Origin of the sequence: Halanaeroarchaeum sp. HSR-CO (genome assembly GCF_024972755.1) — an archaeon.
Taxonomy (GTDB): Archaea; Halobacteriota; Halobacteria; order Halobacteriales; family Halobacteriaceae; genus Halanaeroarchaeum.
The window spans coordinates 1,099,009-1,122,735 of the sequence record NZ_CP087724.1 but is presented as its reverse complement, the minus strand read 5'-3'; the positions used below and the strand labels follow the sequence as shown (position 1 = coordinate 1,122,735).

At 51.5% G+C, this 23,727-nt stretch carries 22 protein-coding genes and 1 tRNA gene; 9 read left to right on the top strand and 14 right to left on the bottom strand.

Going from position 1 to position 23,727, the window contains the following annotated elements:
• The first annotated feature begins 249 nt into the window (after window positions 1-249).
• The 7 genes from HSRCO_RS05755 to HSRCO_RS05725 all read left to right on the top strand — a co-directional run bounded on the left by HSRCO_RS05755 (window position 250) and on the right by HSRCO_RS05725 (window position 9,497).
• Window positions 250-1,755 carry a class I SAM-dependent DNA methyltransferase gene (locus HSRCO_RS05755; protein ID WP_259519480.1) on the top strand — a complete coding sequence of 502 codons (1,506 nt, stop codon included), beginning with the start codon at window positions 250-252 and terminating at the stop codon, window positions 1,753-1,755.
• Entirely contained in the window at window positions 1,748-3,043 is a 1,296-nt protein-coding gene (locus HSRCO_RS05750; protein WP_259519479.1) for a restriction endonuclease subunit S, read from the top strand. The genes HSRCO_RS05755 and HSRCO_RS05750 overlap by 8 nt, the downstream gene beginning before the upstream one ends.
• A gap of 61 nt (window positions 3,044-3,104) precedes the next feature.
• The gene (locus HSRCO_RS05745; RefSeq protein ID WP_259519478.1) at window positions 3,105-3,371 is read left to right on the top strand and encodes a hypothetical protein; all 267 of its coding nucleotides are present in this window, start codon (window positions 3,105-3,107) and stop codon (window positions 3,369-3,371) included.
• Window positions 3,371-6,346 carry a type I restriction endonuclease subunit R gene (locus HSRCO_RS05740; RefSeq protein ID WP_259519477.1) on the top strand — a complete coding sequence of 992 codons (2,976 nt, stop codon included), beginning with the start codon at window positions 3,371-3,373 and terminating at the stop codon, window positions 6,344-6,346. Before HSRCO_RS05745 ends, HSRCO_RS05740 begins: the two co-directional genes overlap by 1 nt.
• Window positions 6,339-7,061 carry a M48 family metallopeptidase gene (locus tag HSRCO_RS05735; RefSeq protein ID WP_396266413.1) on the top strand — a complete coding sequence of 241 codons (723 nt, stop codon included), beginning with the start codon at window positions 6,339-6,341 and terminating at the stop codon, window positions 7,059-7,061. Before HSRCO_RS05740 ends, HSRCO_RS05735 begins: the two co-directional genes overlap by 8 nt.
• An 86-nt stretch (window positions 7,062-7,147) precedes the next feature.
• Window positions 7,148-8,131 carry a hypothetical protein gene (locus tag HSRCO_RS05730; protein ID WP_259519475.1) on the top strand — a complete coding sequence of 328 codons (984 nt, stop codon included), beginning with the start codon at window positions 7,148-7,150 and terminating at the stop codon, window positions 8,129-8,131.
• 784 nt (window positions 8,132-8,915) lie between these two features.
• Complete coding sequence (locus HSRCO_RS05725; protein WP_259519474.1) at window positions 8,916-9,497, top strand: hypothetical protein; 582 nt, start codon at window positions 8,916-8,918, stop codon at window positions 9,495-9,497.
• Between the two features lie 232 nt (window positions 9,498-9,729).
• On the opposite strand, the gene HSRCO_RS05720 is transcribed toward HSRCO_RS05725, so the two are convergent.
• From HSRCO_RS05720 to HSRCO_RS05695, 6 genes are all read right to left on the bottom strand, one after another.
• Window positions 9,730-10,437, bottom strand: coding sequence for a hypothetical protein (locus HSRCO_RS05720; protein ID WP_259519473.1), 708 nt, complete (start codon window positions 10,435-10,437; stop codon window positions 9,730-9,732).
• Window positions 10,438-10,653: 216 nt separating this feature from the next.
• Entirely contained in the window at window positions 10,654-10,908 is a 255-nt protein-coding gene (locus HSRCO_RS05715; RefSeq protein ID WP_259519472.1) for a helix-turn-helix domain-containing protein, read from the bottom strand.
• 139 nt (window positions 10,909-11,047) lie between these two features.
• Complete coding sequence (locus HSRCO_RS05710; RefSeq protein ID WP_259519470.1) at window positions 11,048-11,668, bottom strand: hypothetical protein; 621 nt, start codon at window positions 11,666-11,668, stop codon at window positions 11,048-11,050.
• 142 nt (window positions 11,669-11,810) lie between these two features.
• On the bottom strand, window positions 11,811-14,090 hold the full coding sequence (locus HSRCO_RS05705; protein WP_259519468.1) for a DEAD/DEAH box helicase: 2,280 nt from the start codon (window positions 14,088-14,090) through the stop codon (window positions 11,811-11,813).
• A gap of 75 nt (window positions 14,091-14,165) precedes the next feature.
• On the bottom strand, window positions 14,166-14,840 hold the full coding sequence (locus tag HSRCO_RS05700) for a hypothetical protein (protein WP_259519467.1): 675 nt from the start codon (window positions 14,838-14,840) through the stop codon (window positions 14,166-14,168).
• A gap of 211 nt (window positions 14,841-15,051) precedes the next feature.
• Window positions 15,052-15,786 carry a hypothetical protein gene (locus tag HSRCO_RS05695; protein ID WP_259519466.1) on the bottom strand — a complete coding sequence of 245 codons (735 nt, stop codon included), beginning with the start codon at window positions 15,784-15,786 and terminating at the stop codon, window positions 15,052-15,054.
• 327 nt (window positions 15,787-16,113) lie between these two features.
• On the opposite strand from HSRCO_RS05695, the gene HSRCO_RS05690 reads away from it, so the two are divergent.
• Both HSRCO_RS05690 and HSRCO_RS05685 read left to right on the top strand, forming a co-directional pair.
• Window positions 16,114-16,680: a hypothetical protein gene (locus HSRCO_RS05690; RefSeq protein ID WP_259519465.1), complete on the top strand. Its 567-nt coding sequence runs from the start codon at window positions 16,114-16,116 to the stop codon at window positions 16,678-16,680.
• Window positions 16,681-16,740: 60 nt separating this feature from the next.
• The gene (locus tag HSRCO_RS05685) at window positions 16,741-17,454 is read left to right on the top strand and encodes a hypothetical protein (protein ID WP_259519464.1); all 714 of its coding nucleotides are present in this window, start codon (window positions 16,741-16,743) and stop codon (window positions 17,452-17,454) included.
• On the opposite strand, the gene HSRCO_RS05680 is transcribed toward HSRCO_RS05685, so the two are convergent.
• From HSRCO_RS05680 to sufB, 8 genes are all read right to left on the bottom strand, one after another.
• A complete protein-coding gene (locus HSRCO_RS05680; protein ID WP_259519463.1) occupies window positions 17,451-17,879 on the bottom strand; it encodes a DUF6884 domain-containing protein in 429 nt (142 codons plus the stop codon). The genes HSRCO_RS05685 and HSRCO_RS05680 overlap by 4 nt on opposite strands.
• 11 nt (window positions 17,880-17,890) lie before the next feature.
• Window positions 17,891-18,988 carry a type I restriction enzyme HsdR N-terminal domain-containing protein gene (locus HSRCO_RS05675; RefSeq protein WP_259519462.1) on the bottom strand — a complete coding sequence of 366 codons (1,098 nt, stop codon included), beginning with the start codon at window positions 18,986-18,988 and terminating at the stop codon, window positions 17,891-17,893.
• A 162-nt stretch (window positions 18,989-19,150) separates the two neighbouring features.
• Complete coding sequence (locus tag HSRCO_RS05670) at window positions 19,151-19,486, bottom strand: hypothetical protein (RefSeq protein WP_259519461.1); 336 nt, start codon at window positions 19,484-19,486, stop codon at window positions 19,151-19,153.
• A gap of 211 nt (window positions 19,487-19,697) precedes the next feature.
• A tRNA-Gln gene (locus HSRCO_RS05665) sits at window positions 19,698-19,799 on the bottom strand.
• A 155-nt stretch (window positions 19,800-19,954) separates the two neighbouring features.
• A complete protein-coding gene (locus HSRCO_RS05660) occupies window positions 19,955-20,389 on the bottom strand; it encodes a metal-dependent transcriptional regulator (RefSeq protein ID WP_259519777.1) in 435 nt (144 codons plus the stop codon).
• Window positions 20,390-20,444: 55 nt separating this feature from the next.
• Window positions 20,445-20,936 (bottom strand): ferritin-like domain-containing protein, encoded by a 492-nt coding sequence (locus tag HSRCO_RS05655; RefSeq protein ID WP_259519460.1) that lies wholly within the window; start codon window positions 20,934-20,936, stop codon window positions 20,445-20,447.
• Between the two features lie 119 nt (window positions 20,937-21,055).
• Window positions 21,056-22,288 (bottom strand): Fe-S cluster assembly protein SufD, encoded by a 1,233-nt coding sequence (sufD, locus tag HSRCO_RS05650; protein WP_259519459.1) that lies wholly within the window; start codon window positions 22,286-22,288, stop codon window positions 21,056-21,058.
• A gap of 2 nt (window positions 22,289-22,290) precedes the next feature.
• The gene (gene sufB / locus HSRCO_RS05645; protein WP_396266412.1) at window positions 22,291-23,718 is read right to left on the bottom strand and encodes a Fe-S cluster assembly protein SufB; all 1,428 of its coding nucleotides are present in this window, start codon (window positions 23,716-23,718) and stop codon (window positions 22,291-22,293) included.
• Window positions 23,719-23,727 lie beyond the last annotated feature (9 nt).

Here is a 23,727-nt window from a genome sequence, read left to right as displayed (position 1 = left end):
GACCCTGATTTTGACCAATACCACGGTCGAGAAGGGGCTCTCGTGGATGTTATCCGGGAAGCTTCTCCAACACCTTCGACTGGAGACTCATGAACCCGTTGTGTTCATCTGCTACATCTTGGTAAATTATTTTCTCATCTGGCTCATCCGATAGACCGTTGAAGCCGAGGGGTGTATATATGAATGTTGTCGTGGACACACCGAATTCGCACCGTAGAACCTATCATGGTTGCATAGAACAGTTCGGGTATGACCCTCTCCTTGGAAGAACTGGACTCACATCTCTTCAAATGTGCCGACATAATTCGTGACGCTGTAGACCCGACCGACTACAAGGAATACATCCTGCCCCTCGTCTACTACAAGTCGATTTCCGACGAGTTCGAGAAGCAGTACCAGCAGAACCTCGAAGAGTATGGTGAGGACTTCGCCCGCCGGGAAAACCTGTACGACATTCCGGTTGTCCCCGAAGGCTACCTGTGGGAAGACCTTCGGTCGGTTTCGGACAACGTGGACAAGGAGCTGAACGAAGCGTTCGACGCGCTAACTAAAGAGAACCCGGAACTTCAGGGCCTCTTCCGGGCTGATTACATCGACGCCGACGCGCTGGACGACGACCGGCTCGGGAAACTCGTTGAACACCTCTCGAAGTACGACCTCGACCGGGACAGTATCCCGCCGGACATGCTTGGGGAGGCGTACATGGACTTGGTTCGCCATTTCGCGGAAGAGGAAGGCAAATCCGGCGGCCAGTTCTTCACCCCGCCCCACATCGTCAATCTCTGCGTTCGCCTCGTGGACGAGTTCGAGGACGGCCACACGTTCCACGACCCGACGGTCGGCTCCGGTGGCATGCTCATTGAGGCCGCCCGTTACTACCGCGAGGAACAGGGTGGCGACCCGTCAAAACTGACCTTCTCCGGGCAGGAAATCAATCCGGACATAGCGGCGATTGCGAAGATGAACCTCTCGATTCACGGCTTGAATGGCACTATCGAGCGTGAGGACTCGCTGTCGAGTCCGGCGTTTACTAACGAGGACGCCACCGAACTCACGCGCTTCGACCGGGTGCTGGCGAACTTCCCGTTCTCTGTTGATTGGGACAAGGACGGGCTTCAGGACGACCCATATACTCGCTTCGATTGGGCCGAGAAACTCCCTCGCGCAGACCGAGGGGACTACGCCTTCATTATGCACATGGCCGAGCAACTGAAAGACCCCGAGCGGGGCGACGACTCGGGTGGAAAAGCGGCCATAGTCATTCCCCACGGTGTGTTGTTCCGAAAACATGAGAGCAAATTCCGCAAGCCAATGCTCGAAGACGACCTTGTAGAAGCAATCGTCGGACTTCCCGAGAACCTCTTTCAGAATAACGCAATTCCGAGCGCGATTCTCGTGCTGAACACCGACAAGCCTGACGAACGGGCGAACGAGGTACAATTCGTCCACGCCGCCGACGAAGACTTCTACCGCGAACTCTCGAATCAGAACGAACTCACGAATGATGGTCTTGACCACATCATCGGGAACTTCCGCAGCTGGACGACTGAAGAGCGGGTCAGTCGAACGGTGTCGCTGGACGAGATTCGGGAGAACGATTACAATCTGAATATCGCGCTCTACGTCGATACTACCGAGCCAGAAGAGAACATAGACGTACAGGAAGAACTCGGGAAACTACGCGATTTACAGGCTGAGCGCGACGAGATAGAAGCGCGAGTGGATAGCCACATGGGGGCGCTGAATTATGAGTGAGGAAGTCGGACTGGACGAGTTTCAGGACAATATAGAGGGCGAACAGGGCCAGAAGTGGCGAGAGGTACGGCTTGAAGATGTGTCCCGAAAGCGGTCGGAGAACGTTGACCCGCAGGAGTTTAACTTGGATAGACATGTCGGACTCGAACATATTGACCCCAACACACCGTACCCGGAATGGGAACCGGTTGACAGCCTATCAAGTACTAAACGACGTTTCGAGGCCGGAGATATTCTGTTCGCAAAACTCCGCCCCAACCTTGAGAAATCCGCCCAACCAGGCTTTGAGGGGGTCGCATCGACCGACATATTCCCAATCATTGCGGAAGAGGGCATTAATTCAAAGTACTTGCTGTACCGATTGAGTTCAAAATCAGCCTACGACTACGCCCGACGTACTTCTGCTGGTACCCGTATGCCACGCACCTCGTGGAACCTCTTCAGCAACTTTGGGTTTGACCTTCCACCGCTTGAAGAACAACGACGAATCGCTACCGTACTTGACGATGTTGACCAAGCGATTCAGAAGACCGAGGAAATTATAGAGAAAACAAAACGGCTGAAGAAAGGAGTCGCTCAAAATCTCTTCCACTATGGTGTTGACGAAGAAATCACAAAACAGACTTGGCCGGGTAAAATCCCCAAATCGTGGGATGTGATTCAGTTCTCGGAAATTGTGGAATCTAATCGGAACGGGCTGTACAAGTCTGAAGACGCCTACGGAGAGGGTTATCCGATTGCCAAGATGGGCAATGCCCTCGAAAACCGTGTTCTGGATATGTCCTCTGCCGATAGGCTTGAACTGACAGAGAATGAAGGAGAAAAGTACGGATTGCAGAAGGACGACCTAATATTTGCCCGCCGAGCGCAAGAGGTGTCTGCGGCAGGGGACTGCTGTTATGTCCCCAAACTTGACGAACTCACGGTGTTTGAGTCTTCATTAATTCGTGTGAGGCTCACTGAAGACGTGAACCCGAAGTTCTATGTACAATACTTTGAGGGGCCAGTTGGCTCTAACTCTATTGAACGAATTGTCACGGAAACCAGCATATCGGGGATTGCGACTAGCGACTTACTTGATTTGAAAGTCGCTCTTCCCTCTATCGAAGAACAGAATAAGATTGCTTCGATTCTATGGGATTTCGATGAACAGGTGAAAGCACTCCGAAATGAGGCAGAGCAGTATAACTACTTCAAGCAGGGCCTCATGCAAGACCTGCTATCGGGAACAGTCCGAACAACCGACACAAACATAGAGGTGCCGAAAGAAATCGCACAGCATGGTTAGTGATAGGGGACTGAACTACGCTGTTGGGAATCTTCTCGCCGGGCCAAGTCAGTGGCGTAACATGTACTCTACTGGCGCGTCCGTCGCTTTCATCGTCAATGTCTCACTTGCGTATCTGAATATCCTCCCACCACTCTACTCTGGCTCAACTTCTAAAATGGCCGACGCGCTCGGGGTATTCATACTGGAACTGGTCAATGCGATGTTACCGATAGTCGCGTGGGCGATGGACAGGCCGATTAAGGCCGTACTGACGGTAATTGTGTACGTATTCGTTGGCCTGTCTGTGTGGACTGTAAAGTATGAAGCGGCCACGGGAGGCTTCTAATGACTAGAGCGGCATCCGAAGAGGGCGTTGAACACTCGCTTCTGTCGTGGCTCAATACCGTCGGGTGGGACACCTATGGAGAGGACGGCGACCGTGGTGCCAGCGCCCTCGACGCCGCGTATGACCGTCAGAGTCACGAAGTCGTCTATTGGGACTTACTGGCCGAACAGGTCATGGCGCTGAACAAGGACGTGACCGAGGAAAACGTCGAGAAATTCATTTCATCCCTTAAGCGCGACCTCGACAGCGAGAACCTGATAGACAGCAATCGAGCGTTCTACCAACTGCTGACGAAGGGTAAGGCCTTCTCCGTCCAACGCCCGGATGGGGTGACGAAGACGGTCTACGTAGACCTGATAGACTACGAGAATCCCGAGAACAACACCTTCCACGCCGTGAATCAGTTCTCGATATCACGGGAGACGACCATCCGCCCGGACCTGAACCTCTTCGTCAACGGGATTCCGCTCGTCACGATGGAACTCAAGAGTCGGGCACAGGACAACGACTGGCACGACGCCGTGAGCGACCTGCTGGCCTATCAAGTGGACGTTCCCCGGCTGTTCGCCCCCGGTCTGTTCAACGTCGCCGCCGACACGATGGAACTGCGCTACGGCGCGGTCGGTGCGCCCCGAGAGTTCTACGAGCCATGGAACGACGCCCCGGAGAAGTTCGAGGACGACAACGAAATGCGGCAGGCCGTCAAGGCGCTGTGCAACCCTGGCACCCTTCTCGACCTGCTGAAGAACTTCGTCTTCTACGAGCGGCGAGCCGGAGGGGACGCGAAGATTGTTCCTCGATACATGCAGTATTACGCCGTGAACGCGATTCTCGACCGCGTGGGCAAGGGCGAGGACAAGACTGGCCTTGTTTGGCACACGCAGGGGTCGGGCAAGTCCTTCACCATGCTCTACGCCGCCGAGAACCTGCTGGCCCGCCATATGGCCGACAACCCGCAGGTCTTCATTATAGTGGACACGGACAAACTGAACTCCCAAATGCGCGACCAGTTGGCGAATCTTTCCCTCGAACGCTGGACGGAAGCCGGCTCTATCGACCACCTTGAGCAACTCATTGAAGAGGGCCAGAGCGAACTCGTTCTTACGACAATTCAGAAATTCCAAGATGTAGAGCCGGACGAACAGGGCAACGACGAGGTAATCGTCATGAGCGACGAGGCCCACCGGTTCATGGAAGCCGACCTAGGGAGTCGTCTCGACAACGCGCTTCCGGACTGCCATCACTTCGGATTCACCGGTACCCCCGTCAGGGAAGGTGAGACACAGAAGGCCCGAAACACCTTTCGCGAGTTCTCGCCCGACGGCGAAGACTACCGAACAGGCGAACGATACCTACACCAGTACACGGTCAAGGAAGGTATCGAGGACGGCCTGATTCTGCCCGTCTACTTCACGCTCCGGCACGAGATGGAATGGCGTATAGACGAGGCCGGACTTGACGAGGAGTTCGACCAAGAGTTTCGGAGCTTCACCAAAGACGAGAAGCGCGAGTTCATCCGCGAAGCCGTCAACACGACGACCCTCGCAGAAATCGAACCCCGTGTGGACAGGACAGTCGAGGAAATCGACCAGCACTATACCGACCACGTTTCCCCGAACGGCTGGAAGGGAATGGTCGTCACACCGAGTCGTCGGTCAGGGGCTATGTACGGCGAGCGACTAATCGACCGTCGCGGCGAAGACGAGGTGGAAGTTCTCTACACCACGACCAACGACGACCCCGAGCTGATTCAACAGTTCCATACCGACCCTGACGAGCGCGACAGTATCATCAAGTCGTTCAAAGAGGACGAGAACCCGAAACTACTGGTCGTCCACAACATGCTGTTGACCGGCTTCGACGCCCCGATTCTGAAGACCATCTACCTCGACCGGAACCTCAAGAACCACACCCTCATGCAGGCTATCGCCCGGACAAATCGGCCTGACGAGGGCAAGAAGAACGGCGAGATAGTAGATTTCCAAGGCGTTTTCGAAAACATTGACGAGGCACTGGACTATGACGACGAGACGAAATCCTATGCCGCCCGCGACAAGAGCGAACTCTACGACGACCTAAAAGACCAGTTGGGAACGGTCATGGGAATTTTCGAGGGAATACCGAAGAACGACACCCAAGAAGCCGCCTACGAGGCTGTGGAACGCGTCAGTACCCACCCCGAACGCCGCCAGTTCAAACAGGGCTTCCGGCGACTCCAATCGCTGTACGAGGCTGTCGCGCCCGACAAACGGCTCATTCAGGATGGTATCGAAGACGAATACAAGTGGTTGAGTCGGGTTCACGTCGCGTTCAAACGAACCACGTCCGGGGACGATGACCCCGAAGAAAACATGCAGGAAAAGACCCGTGAGATAATCAGCGAGAACGTCGAAATCGGGGAAATCAAGCGAGACTTTCCGACGTACAAACTCGGTGAAGAATACCTCGAAGACGTGGAAGGGCTGGACAACCCCGGCGTGAAGGCGTCACAGATTGCGCACGCAACCCGTGAACACCTACACCCTCGGGAGAACCAGAACCCCCGCTACAGGCGTTTGAGCGAGCGCGTGACGGACATAGTGGAACGCTGGCAGGGAGACGGAATAGGCGACCCCGAGGCAGTTGAAGCCCTCAAAGCCGTCGAGGAAGAGATTCTGGAGGTGGAAGCCGAGGCCGACGAGAAGGGGATGGAAGCCGCCGAGTTCGCTATTTACACCCATCTGACCGAAGAGACGACCGAGGCAATCAACTCCAAAGAACAGGCCGAAGAAGTGGCCAAAGAAATCGTCTCACAGTTCCGCGACCGCGTTGACCGAGGATATCACGGGTGGAAGACGAACCAAGAGGCCATCGCAGAAATCGAGCGAATCCTGCTGGACGTGCTGGTCAAACAGTACGACATCGGGCACTTGATTAAGGACGACGAAGACTTCGTAGACGCGATTCGGAACTACCTCATTGCGAACAATGGCTAAAACACAACCTCGGAAAATCGACCTGTTGGGGAACCCAATCGAGTACGAGGTACGCCACAGCTACGACGCCACCGAAGCCCGAATTGACGTAGATATTCACGGCGTGACGGTTGTCGTTCCTGAGTCCGAGGATGTTCGTCCGATGAGGTTGCTGAAAGAAAACGCGGCGTGGGTAGTAGACCAGCAACGAAAGTACGACACTTACCGCGAGCAAGTCCCCGACCGAACTTTCGAGGCGGGTGCGTGCTTCCCGTTCCTCGGGCAAGACCGAGAACTCGTCATAGAATCCCGCCGAAAGCACGAGGTAGACGAGGATTCGATTCGGCTCCGGAAGAGCGCCGTTGAGCAATCGACGGTCAAGCAAGCTCTCGAAAATTTCTACCGAAGCCGGGCGCGAGACTATCTTACCGACCGCACCGACCACTACGCCGAGCGTATGGGTGTCGAGTACGAGAAACTCGAACTCCGAAACCAGCGTACACGGTGGGGAAGTTGCTCAACCAGTGGAACGATTAGCCTGAACTGGCGGCTCATTATGGCCCCGCCCGAGGTTGTTGACTATCTCGTTGTTCACGAACTCGCCCACCTGACCGAACAGCACCACGGTCGAGAGTTCTGGCAGTTAGTCGGGGAACACATTCCTGACTACAAGGAGAAGGCAGAGTGGCTTGAGAAACATAGCTCTCGACTTATTTTCACAGAATCTGACCTATGAGTCGGCTTAGTATACGTGAACGTATAAAAAGTATAGAGAAGGGAGTACTGCTAGCTGTTATTTTTTCACTCGTTGGGTTTGTGCTAGTGGGATTAACACTGCTCGCAATAGGTGTCCTTACTGATTCTGCGGTCAATTCCATTTTCCCGAATGCAAGCCCAAGTGAAGCCGGGAATATCTCACTTTCCGTTGTCTCACTTATCCTGAATAGTATCCTGACAGGCGGTTTGATATGGATATATCTTCGTCAGACGAGAGTCTTGGAAGACCAGAGAGACATTAGCGAGGAGCAAACATCCATAGCAGAAGAGCAAACCTCAATCAGTAAAGAACAGACTTCGATTCAAGAACGCCAACAGGAGATAATGGAGGCAGAGTATATTCCTGCTGTCGATATTTCGGTATCAGATGTCTCTGAAGATTCAGTCACTATCCACTGTTCAAACCAAGGAACAGGCCTCGCCAAGCAGTTTGAAGTTGAGGTGGAGTTCTACGTAGGTGAAGAGGCGATGGATGGCCCCGCTCATTATGATATGGGCGTAAAGTTGGAGCCGCTGTCTGACAAAGTGTTCACAAGCACCCAACAGGATACACCGCGAGGTGAAGTGACATTCCGCGCTAACTACGCAGGCGGTGCTACCACCCCAAAGAGGGTGGGTGCTGAAGAAGACCTACCGCAAACACGTACAGAAGAGATTCTTTGGGAGGGTGATGACCAAGACTTAAAATTCTCACTCTATTTTGAGCGATACGTAGACCCCGGAGGGGAACGCCAGAGCCGGTTTTCCTTTAGCAAAGGAATCGAAGAATTGGGCGACAAAGGGGTCAAAACGCTTGGATTCAGTATCACCATCTCGTATAAGGACATATTCGATAATCAAGTAGCAGACAGGTCATTGGCCACGGGATGGTTTGATATTCGAGACGGGGGAAGTGTGGAAGAACTGTTTGAGGACGCAGAGAATAGAACGATTCTCACTCACAAACAGCCTTCATTCGATGATGAAGGGAACCTCTCATTACGAAATGGTGAGAAAGTTCACCGAACAGGGCACTACTCTTACCTCTAGAACAGTTTCACTTCCGGTCGATAACCTTCACAGAGACGAGTCACCCCGACCAGTAGGCTGCCTTGGCAACCACCCCGCCTGCAACGTCGGTCGTGAAGCCGATTGTAGTGCATTCAGTCCAAACCCCACACACGTCGAATGACCCAACCGTCGGTGCCTTAGTAGTTGGCGGGCTGGATGGCTAAGTCCCCGGTTCGGATACCCCAATTGCCCGGTCGCAGATGTCCCCTGTTCCAGAACCGTTGAGAGTCACCTGAGGGTTTGAGTGACTCAATCGTTGTCCCCGACGTGTTAGGGTTCGGTGATTCGAAGCCGTCTCTGCAGCTCGGCGAGCAAGGTTCGTCTTCCATCGAGGGACCGCACCCACAGTCCCTCGGTCTTTCGTCGTCACGGTCGTCGGCCCGAACTCATTGAGGATGGTGCCATGGTTAACAAGGGAAAATAGTGGATATTCTAAGGATGTCGGCGGTTCTGTAACTGACCATAAGAGTAGTTTATGAATCTCGGAGTTAAATTTGAGCCTGGGGTCACCATCGATTTTCGACATCGTGATATCCGGGAGGCCATCAATTAGTGAAATCATTGTCCCGCCTAATGGGGTCTTGGCTCTGATTATCGTCGCTCGCCGTCTGGATGACTAATTGAAGGGGGTGATGGCTCAATTGGGTCGTTATCAAAAATTGGAGGGATTGAATACCCGTTGTAATCGGTCGGCCCTCTTTACTGGTTAATGCGGGGTTCAGTGGGGGTAATACTTTTGCACTATAATATCATAATTTTGACTATGGGCACAAAATTTCGCCATCAAATTGATGAGAAAGCAATGAGGTTCTTGCGGGCAGTGAGGGATTTTGGCGGTTCGGCCTCAACGACCGAAATTCGGAGGCAAACTGGGCTGACTAGACCTGAAGTCAAGTACCGATTCGACCGGTTAGAATCTCTCGGTTTAATCGAAATATCGTACGCTGAGCAAGGTTACGGAGACCGCGACCCTCCAAAAGTAGCACGTCTGACGGGAGATGCAAAAAGAGAAATTGAATGGGGATTGGTTGATAGCAAATTTTCGAAGGCTAAAAACAAAGTAGATTCTGAAGCAATTCAAAATCTGAAAAATCGCATCGACAGGTTAGAATCGAGGGTCGACGTTATTTCTCACAATCCAGAGATTGCAGAGCTCAATGGCAGGTTAAAGGAACTTGAGGATAGACAAGATGCTCTCAAGACAAATACTTTGAATTGGTTCAAAGAGACTGAGTTCATTATTGGCGGAAACCAGCTTGCACTTTTGGAGACGGGTGTTGACTTGGACTCCTTTGTAGAGGAGGCAAAAGACCGCATTGAAAGTAGAAGGTCAGGAAACCAATAGGGGTACATAAGATTAAAAATACATGAACCGAGATGAGATGGTCATCGATGTATCCATTACCACTTGTGAAAACAAGACCGAATTATGTCCGGAAGTGATGTCGATTCACATTGCCGTGGAGATTAAATCGCCAGTGGGGGAAGAGGTATGCACTCGTGAATCTAAGACATCAGCTGACAATATTGGTTGTTCAGACGTTGTAAGAAGCAATTTTCCAGAACGACCCAAGAGGTCAAAGACGGAGTGCGGTTGAAATCAAATTTGAAGAAACGTAATCGACACGGGTTGTACCCACTAGACTAGGATTCGCGTTACCGACTTCCTCAGGGAATTCAGATGAACTTGTATATATTCCGACTAGTCCATCCCCAAGGACGGGAGAACCACTTAATCCATTGTATAGATAGGCCGAACTACTCTCCTCATCGATAGCAGTACCTATGACATTGCTAATCGAATCAAAGCCATCTGCTGGGAGGGGGACCGCCGATAGTGTTAATTCTTGAGGAGTCTTAATTTCATATGGGTACTCTGACACGGTATAGTCTATACTCTCATCGGGAAGTGAATTTTGCCCATATCCATATGCGACAAGGGATTCATTCGGCTCAACATCCGTCTGGATATCTTCAGGAGTAAACGAGGTAGCATCGTGAATCTCTATGTTTTGGGGCAATTGTACAGCTAGTAGGTCTGATTCAGGCGTGGTGATTATTTTATGGGGAGGGAGGTTGCTCAGTTGGATTCGGTGATGGGACCAGTCTCCCCCATGTGGGAAATATACGTCTAGAATGTTTGCTTGGAAGTCCGCATTGTACCTAAGGTATGAACCTCCCGTTCGCGGATTTGGAATGTTAACTTGGGTTGGAAATACATTATGTCTTGCTGTTACGAGATATCGGTGACCATCAACATCGACTATGAATCCGGTAGCCCGCATATATTCTTCCGCGACAATTGGAATGCTGACTTTTGGATTGTACTTGCTTTGACGAAGCATTTTCGAAAATCACACAGCATACAGGGACCGTTGTTTGTTCGCTGCTTCTGATACCTTTAGTTGAGTATAGTCTTAAGCCAAGTCGGAGATTGTTTGTTCTCACAAATACATATACGAAATTATTAATTTAAATCTTGGCATGTTGCATGCTATAGACTAGATAATATTCTCATCCATCTTCTGTCCAGGCTCAATAGCCTCCTGATGTTCCTCATTCCACTGAACCCATTCATTCTTTTCCATAGCTTCAACGACCTCCCGGACCTTTGATTGGGAAATCCCAGTTACTACAGAAATATCGTCTAACTCCAATTGTTCATCTCGTTTTGCTAGGGCTACGAGAACAGTAGTCCAGACATCTGAATGTGCTTTCGGGAACGATTGCTTACTGTCGGAATTATTTTCTTCCATAATCGAACCCACGAAAAACGTAATATAAATAACTTATCATATTGTAGAAGGAATTTATGCTGTGGTGTTGGCCATGACTCCCATGCGACTTGTATTCCAATTCTGCCGGTTCGGTCTTTCGCAGGTGTCGTGAAGTTCGTTATAACTTCTCAACCGTTGACTTCTCTGAAATTAGAATCTGATTCTCATTTCCTTTCTCGTATCTATGGTCTTTGACGTTTTTGAAGAAATAATATTCGCCCTGTTCGAAGTAGGGGTGTAAAACATCTTTATTTACCACAAAGGGTACCTGTTTGGTTGATTTATCTTCAACTAACACGCCTTTTATGTCCGGCATATCTAGCCTATCTTTTTCTACATATTCTATATAGAATATTTTTGCCTTTACATTAATGTAGTCTCCCGTTCCCCGAATTTGTGTCAACTTCCGCGTTTCTCTTTCAGGCATTCCCCTAGACTCTCTAACATCATCGTCCTCATTGGAAGGGGTGAAGAGGCTCGAAATGTCTGACAAATGTTGCCCATCGTCGTCCAACAAATCGACTGTAAGATAGTTGGTGTTGTCTCCTATTCCCTGTCTGAATTTTCCGACATTTACCGGGACCGTCGTTGAAACGTCCCCACTCTCTGCAATTTCTCCCGAATTGATTATACAGACAGTTTCCCCTTGAATGGGAACATTTTTCGCTACCAAATCTCCATTTTTGCGTTCAATCTCAAGTAAGCCCTTTCTGTCGTTCTCCCTCAATTTTCGAGACATAATTCAGAATGTATATGGAAGTATAGTAATAGTTTCCCTCTAACAAATACATCTTCAAGCACGGAGAATCACCAGTCAATCCCCAGTATACTACGTGCAATTGTGGAACATCGGATAGTGTTAACTACCCGACTGAGCTCTCCTATAAGTCCCCATGCTCTCTTCGGAATTCAGCAGCTCCTTCGTAACCCAGCTGAGGCCATTGATGATTTAAATCGCTTGTTCCATTAACATGGAGGACGACTGTTGGTACGGTTCCATTGAACCCACATTCATCTACTGGGCAGGATATTTCCTTGCCCTCTGAATCCTGTTCTGTAGTGAATTGTTGAATTGTAGTTGCCATTGTGTCGTCATCGTAGGGACCTTGTACATCTCTCGGTGGTGCGGGGAACTCCACAATAGGCTCTTCCTCGCTGACTGAATCGATAATTTGCCTAATCTCAGTAAATATTGGGGAATTTCCTGTTCCAGTTACCTCACACCAGGCTCTGGTTCTAGTAATGGCTACGAATGCTTCATTTCGCGGAGTAATATCGCTATCATACCACTCGGAATTCACCACTTCTTCCAGGCCCACAACATAAACCATTGCTGCCTCATTCCCTTTGGCACGGTTTATTCGAGATATTGTCACCTCGCCTTCCTTTTTGAAAACGCTAGCATTACCCGCCCATGCAGGGTTACTGGGGATGGATTCTTTGGACAACGATTTTTCTACCTTCTGGCCTATTTTTTTAGCCTTCGTCGGAGAGCCAAGGCAGATGATTAAAATTTGCTCCGGATTAAGCCCTTGGTCATTAATATCATTGTAGACTGCTTCGGTAACATGTGAAATTTCTTCAGACTTTTCATCAAAACTTTTGAATTTCATGAAGGGCTGAGCTTTGCTCGACTCTGCTAACGGATGCGGTGAATTCTCCAAAGGCCTAGTGATTTTAATTGGAGTTCCAGTCTCTCGGAAGTCACCGCTGACTAGATTGTACCCGATATCTGACCAGTTTTCCTTTCTAGTAATCGCCTGAACCGCACCACTTGGAGATTTAAGGCCCATTCCAAGAACATGGGCAGTCATCAATATCTCTCGTGGTGAGCGATAGGCTTTCCTCATGATTTGGCTTTTCAATATTCCCCCACCGTACGACCCCCTCAGGTCAACTACTGGGTCTCCATCATCATCAGTTCCGAAAATTTCCTTGGGAGTCGGTGCAGACAAACTACTCAAATTTTGAGCTTCATCGTATGCCCAAATCAGCCGCTTTCGGTCAGGTTCTTGGCCATTTCCCACTGGTTTCAAAGCAGCATGACACATGTTAAAGAATGAAGGCCGAAGGTCTTGGGCTTCATCAATGAGTATTGCATCATATTCCTCTTGGATACCCCCTATGTTGAGAAGCTCCTCGCAAGATTTATTCAAAAGATATGCTGGGCTTCCAAAACCGAACTTACTCCTGGCATCATTTACAGTGTTTGGAGATATTCCTGCCGACTGAGCGATTTTGTAGTACAGGCCATGCTCTGACTTTCCTCCCCATGCATGAAGGACATCTAACCGTTCCCAATCTGGGTCTTGGTCTGTGAAGTGCTGAGTGAATCGCTCGACTGTAGAGCGAATATTATCATACAAACTTCTTGTGTTAAAAGTAATGGCAATTTTCCATTCCGGGTGGGCGGCATGCATTGCAGCAGCTTTCATCCCTAAGAGAATCGTTTTTCCAGAGCCTGCAATTCCCCGAATTTGTTGCTCACCATTTGGTATTTGCAGACCAACTTCTTCTTGGCGACGGTCTAGACGATTGAGCCCGTATTCGACTTCCTCGTATAGTTCTCCTTTTGTTTCGCCATTGCTCGTTGGTAACCTTTTCCCGCTAATTACTTCCCCACCACTGAGAGCAGCTCTCGCCGCTTGGTATTCTGTGGGTGATAGACTCTTTCCGGGAGTATCGAAAAATATCTCCCTCAATGATTGTTGCCCCATCTCGTCAGATAAAATCGCGCGTACCGAGGGGAGTCCGTCAAATCCTCTGTTTTCCCATTCATCAGATGAAATATTTGGAAGTGCTATGAAGAAATTTAGTGGCACCTTCGTATTTCCACGGTCATCTCTAAGTCGCTCTTCACCCATGAAATAGCGATTGAGGAAAAATGCCTGTTCTCGTGCCTGTGAATACGGAGCAGCGTGTTTCTGATTAATGTTCTTTAGTTGCCATTGCTGACCTTCAATTGAATCTATGTGGTCTATTTTATAGCCCTTACACTCGACTACAACCAAACCAAAATCCGGATGTAAAATGGTGAAATCAGGTTCCTTGTCGAACCGTTTTCCGGCTTTATCTCGGACAGGGAACCGATAATAGATTACGCCCTTATCATCAGGGCCGAATGCTCTTTTGAGTCTATCCATCACCGATTTTTCTGCCATAGCCCCTTGTGAAGAGGTGTTGTCAATTGATGTTGGGATGAATTCCATGGTTATTCTGTTTTAGCCTTGTATATCCTACATCTGTAAAACCGATTCGAGAGTGGGGTATTCTTCTTCGATGTCGTTGATAGCAACCGTTCGAGAACTATCAAATACTTCATATTCATTTTTCACTTCTAATTGGTTTTCTGCTCTTAGATACATATCAATCTCCAAGAAATCGCTGCAATGGGGTTTCAGGTCTTCTAAACCACCTGGGAAACTACTATTCCTTGGCTCATTTCCAGGAATAGTAATGCGAAGAGCGGGGTCTGCCTGATACTCAATTTTCGAAGTATCCGCTTTTATCACATTCGGACCAGCCATTGATGTGTCATCATCTATCTGACGAAGCGGTTGATAATTTGGTGTTGTATAGCAATCTTCCCCATCTACAATTACCTCAGTCGCAATTTCCAGGTTTTTCCCAATTCCTCTCCCATAGTTTGATAGTGTGACCTGTATCGTATTACCAACCGCCTCGTAATCATGGGCGATTATTTCGGTCGCAAATTCTCGTTCCATTGCACTGGATTGGCGTTCGATTTCTTTTGATTGTCGCTCAATTTCATCCCCCTGCCTTTGTTGTTCTTTGTACTTCCGATATGACAATACCACCGCGAACAAAGAGAAAACCCCAGAAAGCACAGATATGGAAATTGAGACCCAAAACCCACTACCTCCAGAAGATGCAGTGGTGACAACTAACATAGATGCTCCACACGTCTCCCAGGATTAAATTATATCTTTCGGATATGTATTTTGGGACAGTAAATTGGTATATGTGGGAAGCACACTGGAGCTAGAAGTTGTTATTGGTGTGATTTGATTTGAGCAATTTTGAATTTAAGACTGGCCACCGTTCACAGTGCCACTTCAAAATTCTGCCGTTCCGGACGTACCCGGGAACATACGACAGGTTTCAATAACGGTTGTGGGCACCGGAGTCCAGTAGTGACTTGAGTTCTGCTCCAACGCTCTGATAGTCTTGGACCGTCTCCGAATTCTCCTGAAGTACCACCTCAACGAATTCATTAACAAGTACCTCTGCCATCTCGAAATGATTCCTCATGAGCTCAGGGAGGTGAATAAAGTTCAGCTCTAAATGTTCATAGAATTGGTCTGGAGATTGGCGATATTTTTCACCCTTCTTTTCCCTAACATCGTCAACGAGTACTCCAATTTTTCGCCGCACTCCGTCACCACTACCGATATTGCCACCAAAACCATCGTCGATAATTCTTACTGGAAGCCGATTACCGTGATGGGAATATATTCTCAAACCAATCACTGTCTGGCTATCGTCTTTGTATTGTTCATACAACGACTCGGAGCTATCCGACTCAGGTGCGTGGTCAATTATGAGTGATTCGAGCGTTTCACGGAGAGCCCATGCTGAAGAGAGATACCCATCATCAACTATCTTCAGAATATCGATGAGGAGGTCCTCCCGCATCATATGTTCTTCATCTCCTTGTGGGAGAAGAGCCCATTCTACCTCCTGAATCTCATCTTCTAATTCCCTCACGTCATCAACCGCGTCACTCATTGCTCGGACCCGGGCGAGAAGTCCACCAATATCGTTGCGGAGTTCGTTGTAATCGTGGTCACGTACCGAGCGAAAAACCTCAGTTACGTCATTGATGTCTTTGTCCATAGTTAGTGAATGTCCAATAGAGGCCCGATATGACAAGGAATTTGCGGTCGTACGGGTAGGGGGTACAAATCCCTCTTTGAAATTCAACTTAGGGGGTGAATGAGGCAATCCTACCCGGTGTCGATTTTATGCCCGTCGAGTTTCTGTTACTATCACAAACCAAAGCCAATCCACCCTTTGGCGGGATACGCTTTTCAAATGTCCGCCTGTGAGTCCTCACATGCCAGAGTTCGCCCTGTTAGATTTATCTCGATTAGGTGGTAATATCCGGAGAACATTTCCACGAGGTGTTCTACGACCGACTTCAACAACTGTAACTAGTCATTCATGATTGACTTCATGGCTTTTGGGTTGGCATTGGATGCTATCGGAGCCGTCGTCGTTTTAGCGCCGAGTCTCCCATCATTGATGTCGCGCCTCGACTACATCAGGCCCTTTTCTCGGATAGAGACGGCAAAGGAGCAGTTGTATCTGGAAGGCGAGATAGAGCGGTCCGATGTCGGATTTAGTCACTTGGCATCAGCAGTCGAGCTTGCTGGACCCCCTATCCAATCGGCAGAGACAATGGAGGAAGGGCCGGAAACCTCGATTCACGTCGAGATTGGTGGTGAAGAGATTCACATTGAGAAAGAAGGATACAATCTGATTGCCATTGAAAAAGCGGATGATGCACCGCTCGCAACTGCTGAATTTAGGTTTAAGTACCGTCCCCGAGCCGCCGATGAGTCCGGTATCGACCTAATTCGAGACTCAAGTCCATATCTGGCAATGACAAAACCTCCAGGTGAATTCCCTCGGTTGCTTCAAGAGCACAAAGAACGCCTGACCTTTCGTATCGGTGCGTCCCTTCTGTTTCTCGGCTTTGTAATCCAACTGGCTGTAAGACTCCTCTAAGGCCACCCGCTAACAGGAAAGAAAATACTACCTGCCAGGGCTAAAAAGTCCAACACAAGAATGATTCGAGACGAGAACCTCGATAAGTTCTACTCCTTGCTCGACGAATTGGAGGAGACAGTCGGTGGGAAGCGGAAGCTCAAAAACTGCCATGGTCGTATGGACTGGCCCAACCGAGGCGTCTACTTCTTTTTCCATCCAAGTGAAACCAGAGAGTCAACTCATCAGCTACGGGTAACGCGAATCGGAACCCACGCTGTTTCGGCAGGTAGTGGAACCTCACTCTGGGACAGATTACGAACCCATAGAGGAGCGAAACGTGGTACCTACGAAAACGGAGGTAATCATCGGGGGTCCGTGTTTAGGAAACGTATCGGGGAAGCTCTGATAGAACGGGACGGACATCAGAGGGAGTATCCTGAATGGGGCGTCGGGTCAAGCGCCGCACGTGAATTACGATTGGAAGAACTGGAAATGGAACGACGCGTCAGCGAATACCTTCGTGACCTTCCGTTTCTGTGGGTTAGGGTCGATGATGAACCCAGCCCGGAGAGTGACCGCGCCTACATTGAGCGAAACGCAATTGCGATGGTGAGCAACGTCGGTGGGAAATCAATCGATTCCAGGAACGAGAAGTGGCTTGGTCACTACAGTCCAGTACGTGACATCCGAGAGTCCGGGCTATGGAATATCAACCATGTTTCAGAGGAGTATCGGCCAGAGTTCCTAGACTCCCTCGCCAGATACATTGAGACTACCCCGAACCTCGACTAAATCCGTTCGTTATACCAAGCGAGTGTTTCCCCAAAGCGCAGGCCGTCTGTCGGCGTCTCGACATTTACTTGGGCATCCACTAAGAGCGGTAGCAGCTCATCGTAATAGTCCCGACCGGCGTGGAACACTAACCGATTCCCATCGGCAAGCAAGTTATTCTCTTGTAGCTGGTCATATACGGTCTGTGCCCAGTTTCGCTTTTTGTCTACTGATGCTCCACTCAGAGTATCGTCATACGGTTCAATGCGTGGGCCGTTAGGGTCCAGGAGATGGTGTCTAGCAGAGAGAATGTACCAAGATTCGTGATTCGCTTCGGCATATTCTCGGGCCTTCCTGAAAAACGCCGATGCAGTGTAGAGGTCTGCTGGCTTCGTGGCCCTGTCTTGCTTCCTCTTCGTGCAACTCACCAATCCAATTTCAGTCATACTTCAACTCCTCAGAGGTCATCAATCGTAGTTGCCTCTTTGAATTTGCCTAGTGTGGTGTAAGTCATACCACGAACAGTTGCCTCTCCCTCACCGAACGGTATTGCATCCTCCAATTCAACTACTTCGGAAAGAGTGATGACGTACTTCCCATCATTTTGTTGCCTCAACGTGTCGTCGATGCCGGAAAACTCTCTCACCGGAACTACGTCTTCAATTTCACCGACATATTTTACTTCTTGGACGGGAGAACTCACGTAGAGAGCAAGCATTACTGGGTCGCGACGTGGATGTTTAACGAATCCCCAAGCGGAATTTTCTCTGAGAAATTCGATGCCATTCGGACGAGAAGACATCCATACGACTCGTGTGTCCTCTGCGCCATTGAGAGCCTGCCGTTTTTTGGAGAAAAACGTATTTTGTGGACGCCCGCTAGTATGAGTCGCCTTCGCTTCAACCACGAGCCGTTGATTTAACGTCTTAATGAGCATCTCCCCAACCTCAGATGCTTCGTTATCAAGGTCTACACTGTTTATCGCTTCGCCAATCAAAGTTGGTTCATCCTTTAGTACGTCAATCACACCCATACGACTCTGGAGGTCATCACCGAGTTGGTTGGCTTCGCCAGATTCCATTGACCCCTTGCTCATAATGTCCGGTAGATAAGATTCAGAGATACCCTCAAGCCCGACATCAATCAGCACCTGTAAATTTGGCGCACCATCCGTTTGTGGTGTGAGCCGAACAAGTTGATACTGGCGTCCATTCGTCAGCAAACCCCATTCCACCCATTCTTGTCGCATGTAGCTCCGTAACTGTTCGAGATGCTCACCCCGAAGTTGGCGTTTTTCGGGTTTGGCTTCAACGAACGCTTGGGGTTCATCTTCATCTCCAAGAAAGAGAGCGTAATCGACTTCCTTCGTCTGGCTTCCCATCTGGACCTTAAATGGACGTTGTTTGTCTACTTCGTCCCATCCAAGCGTCGAGATGAACCTGGTTATGATACTCTCACACGTCGCTTGTTCGGTTAATCCTCGTTGCCCCCCTGAATTAGCGGCACGTAAAATCTCCTCAGTTGAGTCAACGTATTCGGAGACGTTATCGTACATAGGAAGAAAATTGACAGACCTCCCTAAAAAGTGTATTCAGAGATGTTTCAGTGAACTAATAAATGGAGGAGATTTGCTGTCTATAGTTTGTTGATATATGCTACTAAATCACAGTTTCAAAACCTCGTTCGGTAGCGAGGGTGACGGAACGACAACAAGGCGTTATACTTCTCGCTCAGCAAAAATTGAGAGTGATAAAACCGAACCCCTCGTGACCAATTCATACGGATTATTACCTTCGTTCGGCTCAGGATTTACCCAGAAAGCTTCAGGAGCAGGACTGTTTCCCATTCCCTCTGGCTTTTCTCGCATAATGAGGTATTCGCCTCCCTCGGGCCCTTCAAGATATATCCGATAATAGCCATCCTCAATTGATGTACTCTTTACTCGGACTGTCGCTTCGTCCCGTTGTGTCGTTTTGTAGGAGATGTCATCGCCAGGTCGGAGTCTCGTGAGAAGTTGTTTCACCTTTTCAGAGTCAATGTCGTCGTCCTGCATGGCTTGCATTACGAATAGTCCCCTCAAAAGAGTTGACCGTAGAGAATCGACGAACTCACAACGCCTGTGCGTCGTTCTGAAAAGATTTTAAGAGCGGCTGTACCCGCTGACGCGCTCACATTCAATAGAAGGGGTCGTACGAAGTTCGCCCTCCTTTCACCTAGCTATGAAGCTTGGAACGGTCAAAATGGGATTCGATACCTCAGGTCTATAGTCCCGGGCGGATTCGAACCGCCGTCATAGGCTGTCTTCCCGGTACGGAATTCCGCACTGGTCCAAAGGCCCATATGATTGGCCACTACACCACGGGACTCCGTCTAACGGTTCCGGTCGGAAATACAAAGACATTGCTTTTTGCGAGTGCCAGATGGAGGCGACATCCTGACCGTCCGGGGTGACGGTCAGTGGTCGCCGATTTCGACGGTTCTCGCAGACGCGCCCCTGGGAGGAGAGCGAGAAGACGCGCCCTCAGTCCTCGGTCGCGACGGTTTCGACTTCGAGGTGCGTACACGAGTCACGCTCGAGGTCGAAGCAGTCGGGGCATTCCGGCTCGCGGTCGATGATCATATCGAGGCGATCGGCCACCGTCTCGTCGATGACCGGTTCGAGTTGCCGTGCTTCAGTCCGGTAGTCCTCGACGCCCAAAACGTTCTTGAGGAACCGTTCCAGGATGCAGTACGTCTGCAGCGCGTCCCGACCGCGGTGCTCGCCATCGGAGGTCAACTGGACGCCCTTGTACTTCTCGTGTTCGACGAGCCCCTGGTCCTGGAGTTTGCCGATCATCTCGTTGACACTCGCCGGACTCACCTCGAGGTGCTCGGCGAGGGCACCGGTCGACGCCCGACCGCCCTCGACCTGCTGGACGACGTAGATCGCCTTGAGATACTGGTCCGCCGTGTTCATCTCGAACACCGCCTCGTGATGGTCCCAGTACCGCGGGACTGCGCTAGATCGCGTCTCACGTTCGCTCACCCATGAGATTGGCGATGGCTGCGACGCCCTCTGCCTCGTCTTTGCGGATATCCCGAAGGACCGCGAGGAGCCGATCACGCTCGATGGAAAATTGCTTCTCCGACTCTTCGATGGCGCTGATGAGGTCGTCGTAGAACTTGTAGGCGGACTCCTCGCCGTGCAACTGGTCGTAGAGGACGCCGTCGAAATCCGCGGCGCTCGTCTTCGCGTACTGTTCGCCGACCAGGGCCTCTATCTCGTCGAAGGCGACGCTGCTCGCATCGAGTTCCTCGATGAGGCCCTCGATGCGTTCGCGATGCTGGGCGGACTCGGCACTCACCGATTCGAGCAGGCTTTCGATGGCCGCGTCCCGTTCCGCTTCGGGGAGTCGCCGGTACTGTTCGTAGGCGCGCGCCTCGACGACTTCCTCGAGGACGACGGCGATCTGGAGCAATCGAGCGAGATGATCGTCCGATTCCACGACTGGCGTGGTACTCACGTCGAGCACCCTCCCGGCAGCCGTGGTCCCGTGCGTCTCGACATGCACCATCATCTGGTCTGGGTACCCTTAAGCAGTTCTCTCGCGGAGACGATCGGTGGAAGCGGTATGGTCGACGCTCAGTCCTTCAGACGGGCAGCGATGCCGGTCTGGAGGTCGTCGCGGAGTTCCTCGACGTCGACCTCTTCGAGGACGGGGACGAAAAAGCCCTCCACCAGCATGTTCTTCGCGGTCTGCTCGGGGACGCCGCGCGTGACCATGTAGAAGAGGTCTTCGCGGTCGATCTGACCGACTGTGGCCGAGTGGGAGGCCTCGGTATCGTGATTGTTGATGATGAGCTTCGGCGACGCGTCGGCCTCGCTCTGATCGGAGAGCATCAGCGTGTTCTCGCGCTGGTAGGAGCTGGTGTCCCAGGCGTCACGACCGACGTCCTGGGTTCCCTCGTAGACCGAGCGAGCCTCGTCGTCGATGACGCCCCGGGTGACGAGGTCTGCTGTGGTGTGTTCGCCGCGGTGCCACACCTTCGAGTCGAGGTCGAAGTGCTGGTCGTTGTGGCCGAAGAACGCGCCGACGATCTTCGTCTCCGCATTGTCCGCACCGAGCAACGTGCTGACCTCGGTCTTGGTGAGCCGCGATCCGAGGTTGCCCTCGAACCATTCGAGCGTCGCGTACTGCTCGGTCTCACCGCGCTTGAGGGTGTAGTTGTACGTCCGCTCGTCGAACTCCTGTAGCGAGCCATACTGGACGTAGCTGTTCTCACCAGCGACGACCTCGACGATGCCGCTGTAGTAGCGTTCGTCGTCGACCGATTCGTCGCTCGCTCGTTCCACCGTCCCGCTCTCCTGGCGCTCCAGGATAGTGACCGAGGCGTTGTCCTCGGTGACCACGAGCGTGTAGTTGAACAGCGAATGGCCGTTCATCGTCGTCCGAATCGTTACGTCCTCTGCGTCCACACCGGCCGGGACGTACACGACCGTCCCGGTGGTGAACAGCGCCGTGGAGAGGGCGGTGAGACGGTTCTCCTGGGGGTCGACGGTGGCGCCGAAGTAGTTCTCCAGTAGTTCGGGGACGGCCTCGAGTGCGTCCTCGAAGGGAAGAACCGTAACGTCGTCGGGGCCGACCTGGTCTTTCTCCTCGGTCTGGGAGAGTGGTTCGACAAGGGCTTCGTAATCGAGGTCCTCCAGATTCGTCCAGCGACGACCGGGCGTCTGGATGACCGGTGGGTACTCGAGGTCGTCGAGGGCCGCGAGTGCCTCGAGACGCGTTTCGAGAAGCCACTCCGGCTCGTCGAGTGTTTCAGAGATCTGTCTGACCGTATCTTCCGAGATGTCTGCGTGTAGCTGCGTACTCATTCTTACCCGAGGCTTCCCTCCATCTCGAGCTCGATGAGACGGTTGAGCTCGACGGCGTATTCGATTGGCAGTTCTTCGGTGATGGGCTCGATGAAGCCAGCGACGATCATCTGTTTGGCGTCGTCGTCGTCGAGGCCGCGACTCTGGAGGTAGAAGACGTCCTCGTCGCCGATCTTGCCGACCGTCGCTTCGTGGGCGACGTCCACCTTCGACTCGTTGATCTCCATGTACGGCATGGTGTCCGAGGTGGATTCGTTGTCGAACATCAGGGCGTCACACTCGACGCTCGTCGAGGAGTTCTCGGCTCCGTCGCTGATGTGGACGAGGCCGCGGTAGTTGGTGCGACCACCGTCCTTGCTGATGGACTTGGATTCGATGGTGGACTTCGTTTCCGGCGCGTTGTGGTAGACTTTTGCCCCAGTGTCGATGTCCTGTCCCTCGCCCGCGAAGGCGATGGTGATGTGGTTGTCGGAGGCGCCCCGGCCCTTGAGAATGGTACAGGGGTAGAGCATGGTCGCTTTCGAGCCCATGCTGCCGGAGACCCACTCCATGCGGCCACCCTTCTCGGCGATGGCGCGCTTGGTGTTCAGGTTGAACGTGTTCTTCGACCAGTTCTGCACGGTCGAGTACTGGACGTGTGCGTCCTCCTTGACGAAGACCTCGACGGCCCCAGAGTGCAGGTTGTGGATGCCGTACTGCGGGGCCGAACAACCCTCGATGTAGTGGACTTCCGAGCCGGGCTCAGCGATGATGAGGGTGTGCTCGAACTGCCCCATTCCCTCTGAGTTCATCCGGAAGTACGCCTGGATCGGCATCCCTACCGTAACGTCTTCGGGAATGTAGACGAACGAGCCGCCGGACCAGACGGCGCCGTGGAGGGCGGCGAATTTGTTGTCACTCGGGGGCACCGCCTTCGTCATGAAGTACTCCTTGACGATCTCGGGGTGCTCCCGGACCGCCTTGTCCATGTCCATGAAGATGACGCCCTTCTTCTCCCACTGCTCTTGCATGTTCTGGTAGACGATCTCCGACTCGTACTGCGCGCCGACGCCGGAGAGCGCCTCTTTTTCGGCTTCGGGGATGCCGAGTTTGTCGAAGGTGTCCTTGATGTCGTCGGGAAGGTCGTCCCAGGAATCGGCCCCACCGCGGGTCTCGATATCGGGGCGGATGTAGGGAACGATCTCCTCGACGTCGAGTTCGGACAGGTCGGGTTGGCCCGGCCAGTCCGTCGGCATGGGCATCTTGTGGTACTGTTCGAGGGCACGCAGACGGCGGTCGAGCATCCACTGTGGCTCGTCTTTGTCCTCGGAGATCGCACGGATGGTCTCCTCGGTCAGCCCCTTCTCTGACTGGAATGCCGAAGCTTCCTCCTTCTTGAAGGCGAATCGCGCTTCGGTATCGGTCTCTTGTAGGTCGTCCTCGGAACTCATGATTGTGTC

What these genes read in the sequence shown, in the direction of transcription:
- HSRCO_RS05755 (WP_259519480.1), top strand. Translation starts at nt 250, where the DNA reads ATGACCCTCTCCTTGGAAGAACTGGACTCACATCTCTTCAAATGTGCC.
- HSRCO_RS05750 (WP_259519479.1), top strand. Translation starts at nt 1,748, where the DNA reads ATGAGTGAGGAAGTCGGACTGGACGAGTTTCAGGACAATATAGAGGGC.
- HSRCO_RS05745 (WP_259519478.1), top strand. Translation starts at nt 3,105, where the DNA reads ATGTACTCTACTGGCGCGTCCGTCGCTTTCATCGTCAATGTCTCACTT.
- HSRCO_RS05740 (WP_259519477.1), top strand. Translation starts at nt 3,371, where the DNA reads ATGACTAGAGCGGCATCCGAAGAGGGCGTTGAACACTCGCTTCTGTCG.
- HSRCO_RS05735 (WP_396266413.1), top strand. Translation starts at nt 6,339, where the DNA reads ATGGCTAAAACACAACCTCGGAAAATCGACCTGTTGGGGAACCCAATC.
- HSRCO_RS05725 (WP_259519474.1), top strand. Translation starts at nt 8,916, where the DNA reads ATGGGCACAAAATTTCGCCATCAAATTGATGAGAAAGCAATGAGGTTC.
- HSRCO_RS05720 (WP_259519473.1), bottom strand. Translation starts at nt 10,437, where the DNA reads ATGCGGGCTACCGGATTCATAGTCGATGTTGATGGTCACCGATATCTC.
- HSRCO_RS05715 (WP_259519472.1), bottom strand. Translation starts at nt 10,908, where the DNA reads ATGGAAGAAAATAATTCCGACAGTAAGCAATCGTTCCCGAAAGCACAT.
- HSRCO_RS05710 (WP_259519470.1), bottom strand. Translation starts at nt 11,668, where the DNA reads ATGTCTCGAAAATTGAGGGAGAACGACAGAAAGGGCTTACTTGAGATT.
- HSRCO_RS05705 (WP_259519468.1), bottom strand. Translation starts at nt 14,090, where the DNA reads ATGGCAGAAAAATCGGTGATGGATAGACTCAAAAGAGCATTCGGCCCT.
- HSRCO_RS05700 (WP_259519467.1), bottom strand. Translation starts at nt 14,840, where the DNA reads ATGTTAGTTGTCACCACTGCATCTTCTGGAGGTAGTGGGTTTTGGGTC.
- HSRCO_RS05695 (WP_259519466.1), bottom strand. Translation starts at nt 15,786, where the DNA reads ATGGACAAAGACATCAATGACGTAACTGAGGTTTTTCGCTCGGTACGT.
- HSRCO_RS05690 (WP_259519465.1), top strand. Translation starts at nt 16,114, where the DNA reads ATGATTGACTTCATGGCTTTTGGGTTGGCATTGGATGCTATCGGAGCC.
- HSRCO_RS05685 (WP_259519464.1), top strand. Translation starts at nt 16,741, where the DNA reads ATGATTCGAGACGAGAACCTCGATAAGTTCTACTCCTTGCTCGACGAA.
- HSRCO_RS05680 (WP_259519463.1), bottom strand. Translation starts at nt 17,879, where the DNA reads ATGACTGAAATTGGATTGGTGAGTTGCACGAAGAGGAAGCAAGACAGG.
- HSRCO_RS05675 (WP_259519462.1), bottom strand. Translation starts at nt 18,988, where the DNA reads ATGTACGATAACGTCTCCGAATACGTTGACTCAACTGAGGAGATTTTA.
- HSRCO_RS05670 (WP_259519461.1), bottom strand. Translation starts at nt 19,486, where the DNA reads ATGCAGGACGACGACATTGACTCTGAAAAGGTGAAACAACTTCTCACG.
- HSRCO_RS05660 (WP_259519777.1), bottom strand. Translation starts at nt 20,389, where the DNA reads ATGAACACGGCGGACCAGTATCTCAAGGCGATCTACGTCGTCCAGCAG.
- sufD (WP_259519459.1), bottom strand. Translation starts at nt 22,288, where the DNA reads ATGAGTACGCAGCTACACGCAGACATCTCGGAAGATACGGTCAGACAG.
- sufB (WP_396266412.1), bottom strand. Translation starts at nt 23,718, where the DNA reads ATGAGTTCCGAGGACGACCTACAAGAGACCGATACCGAAGCGCGATTC.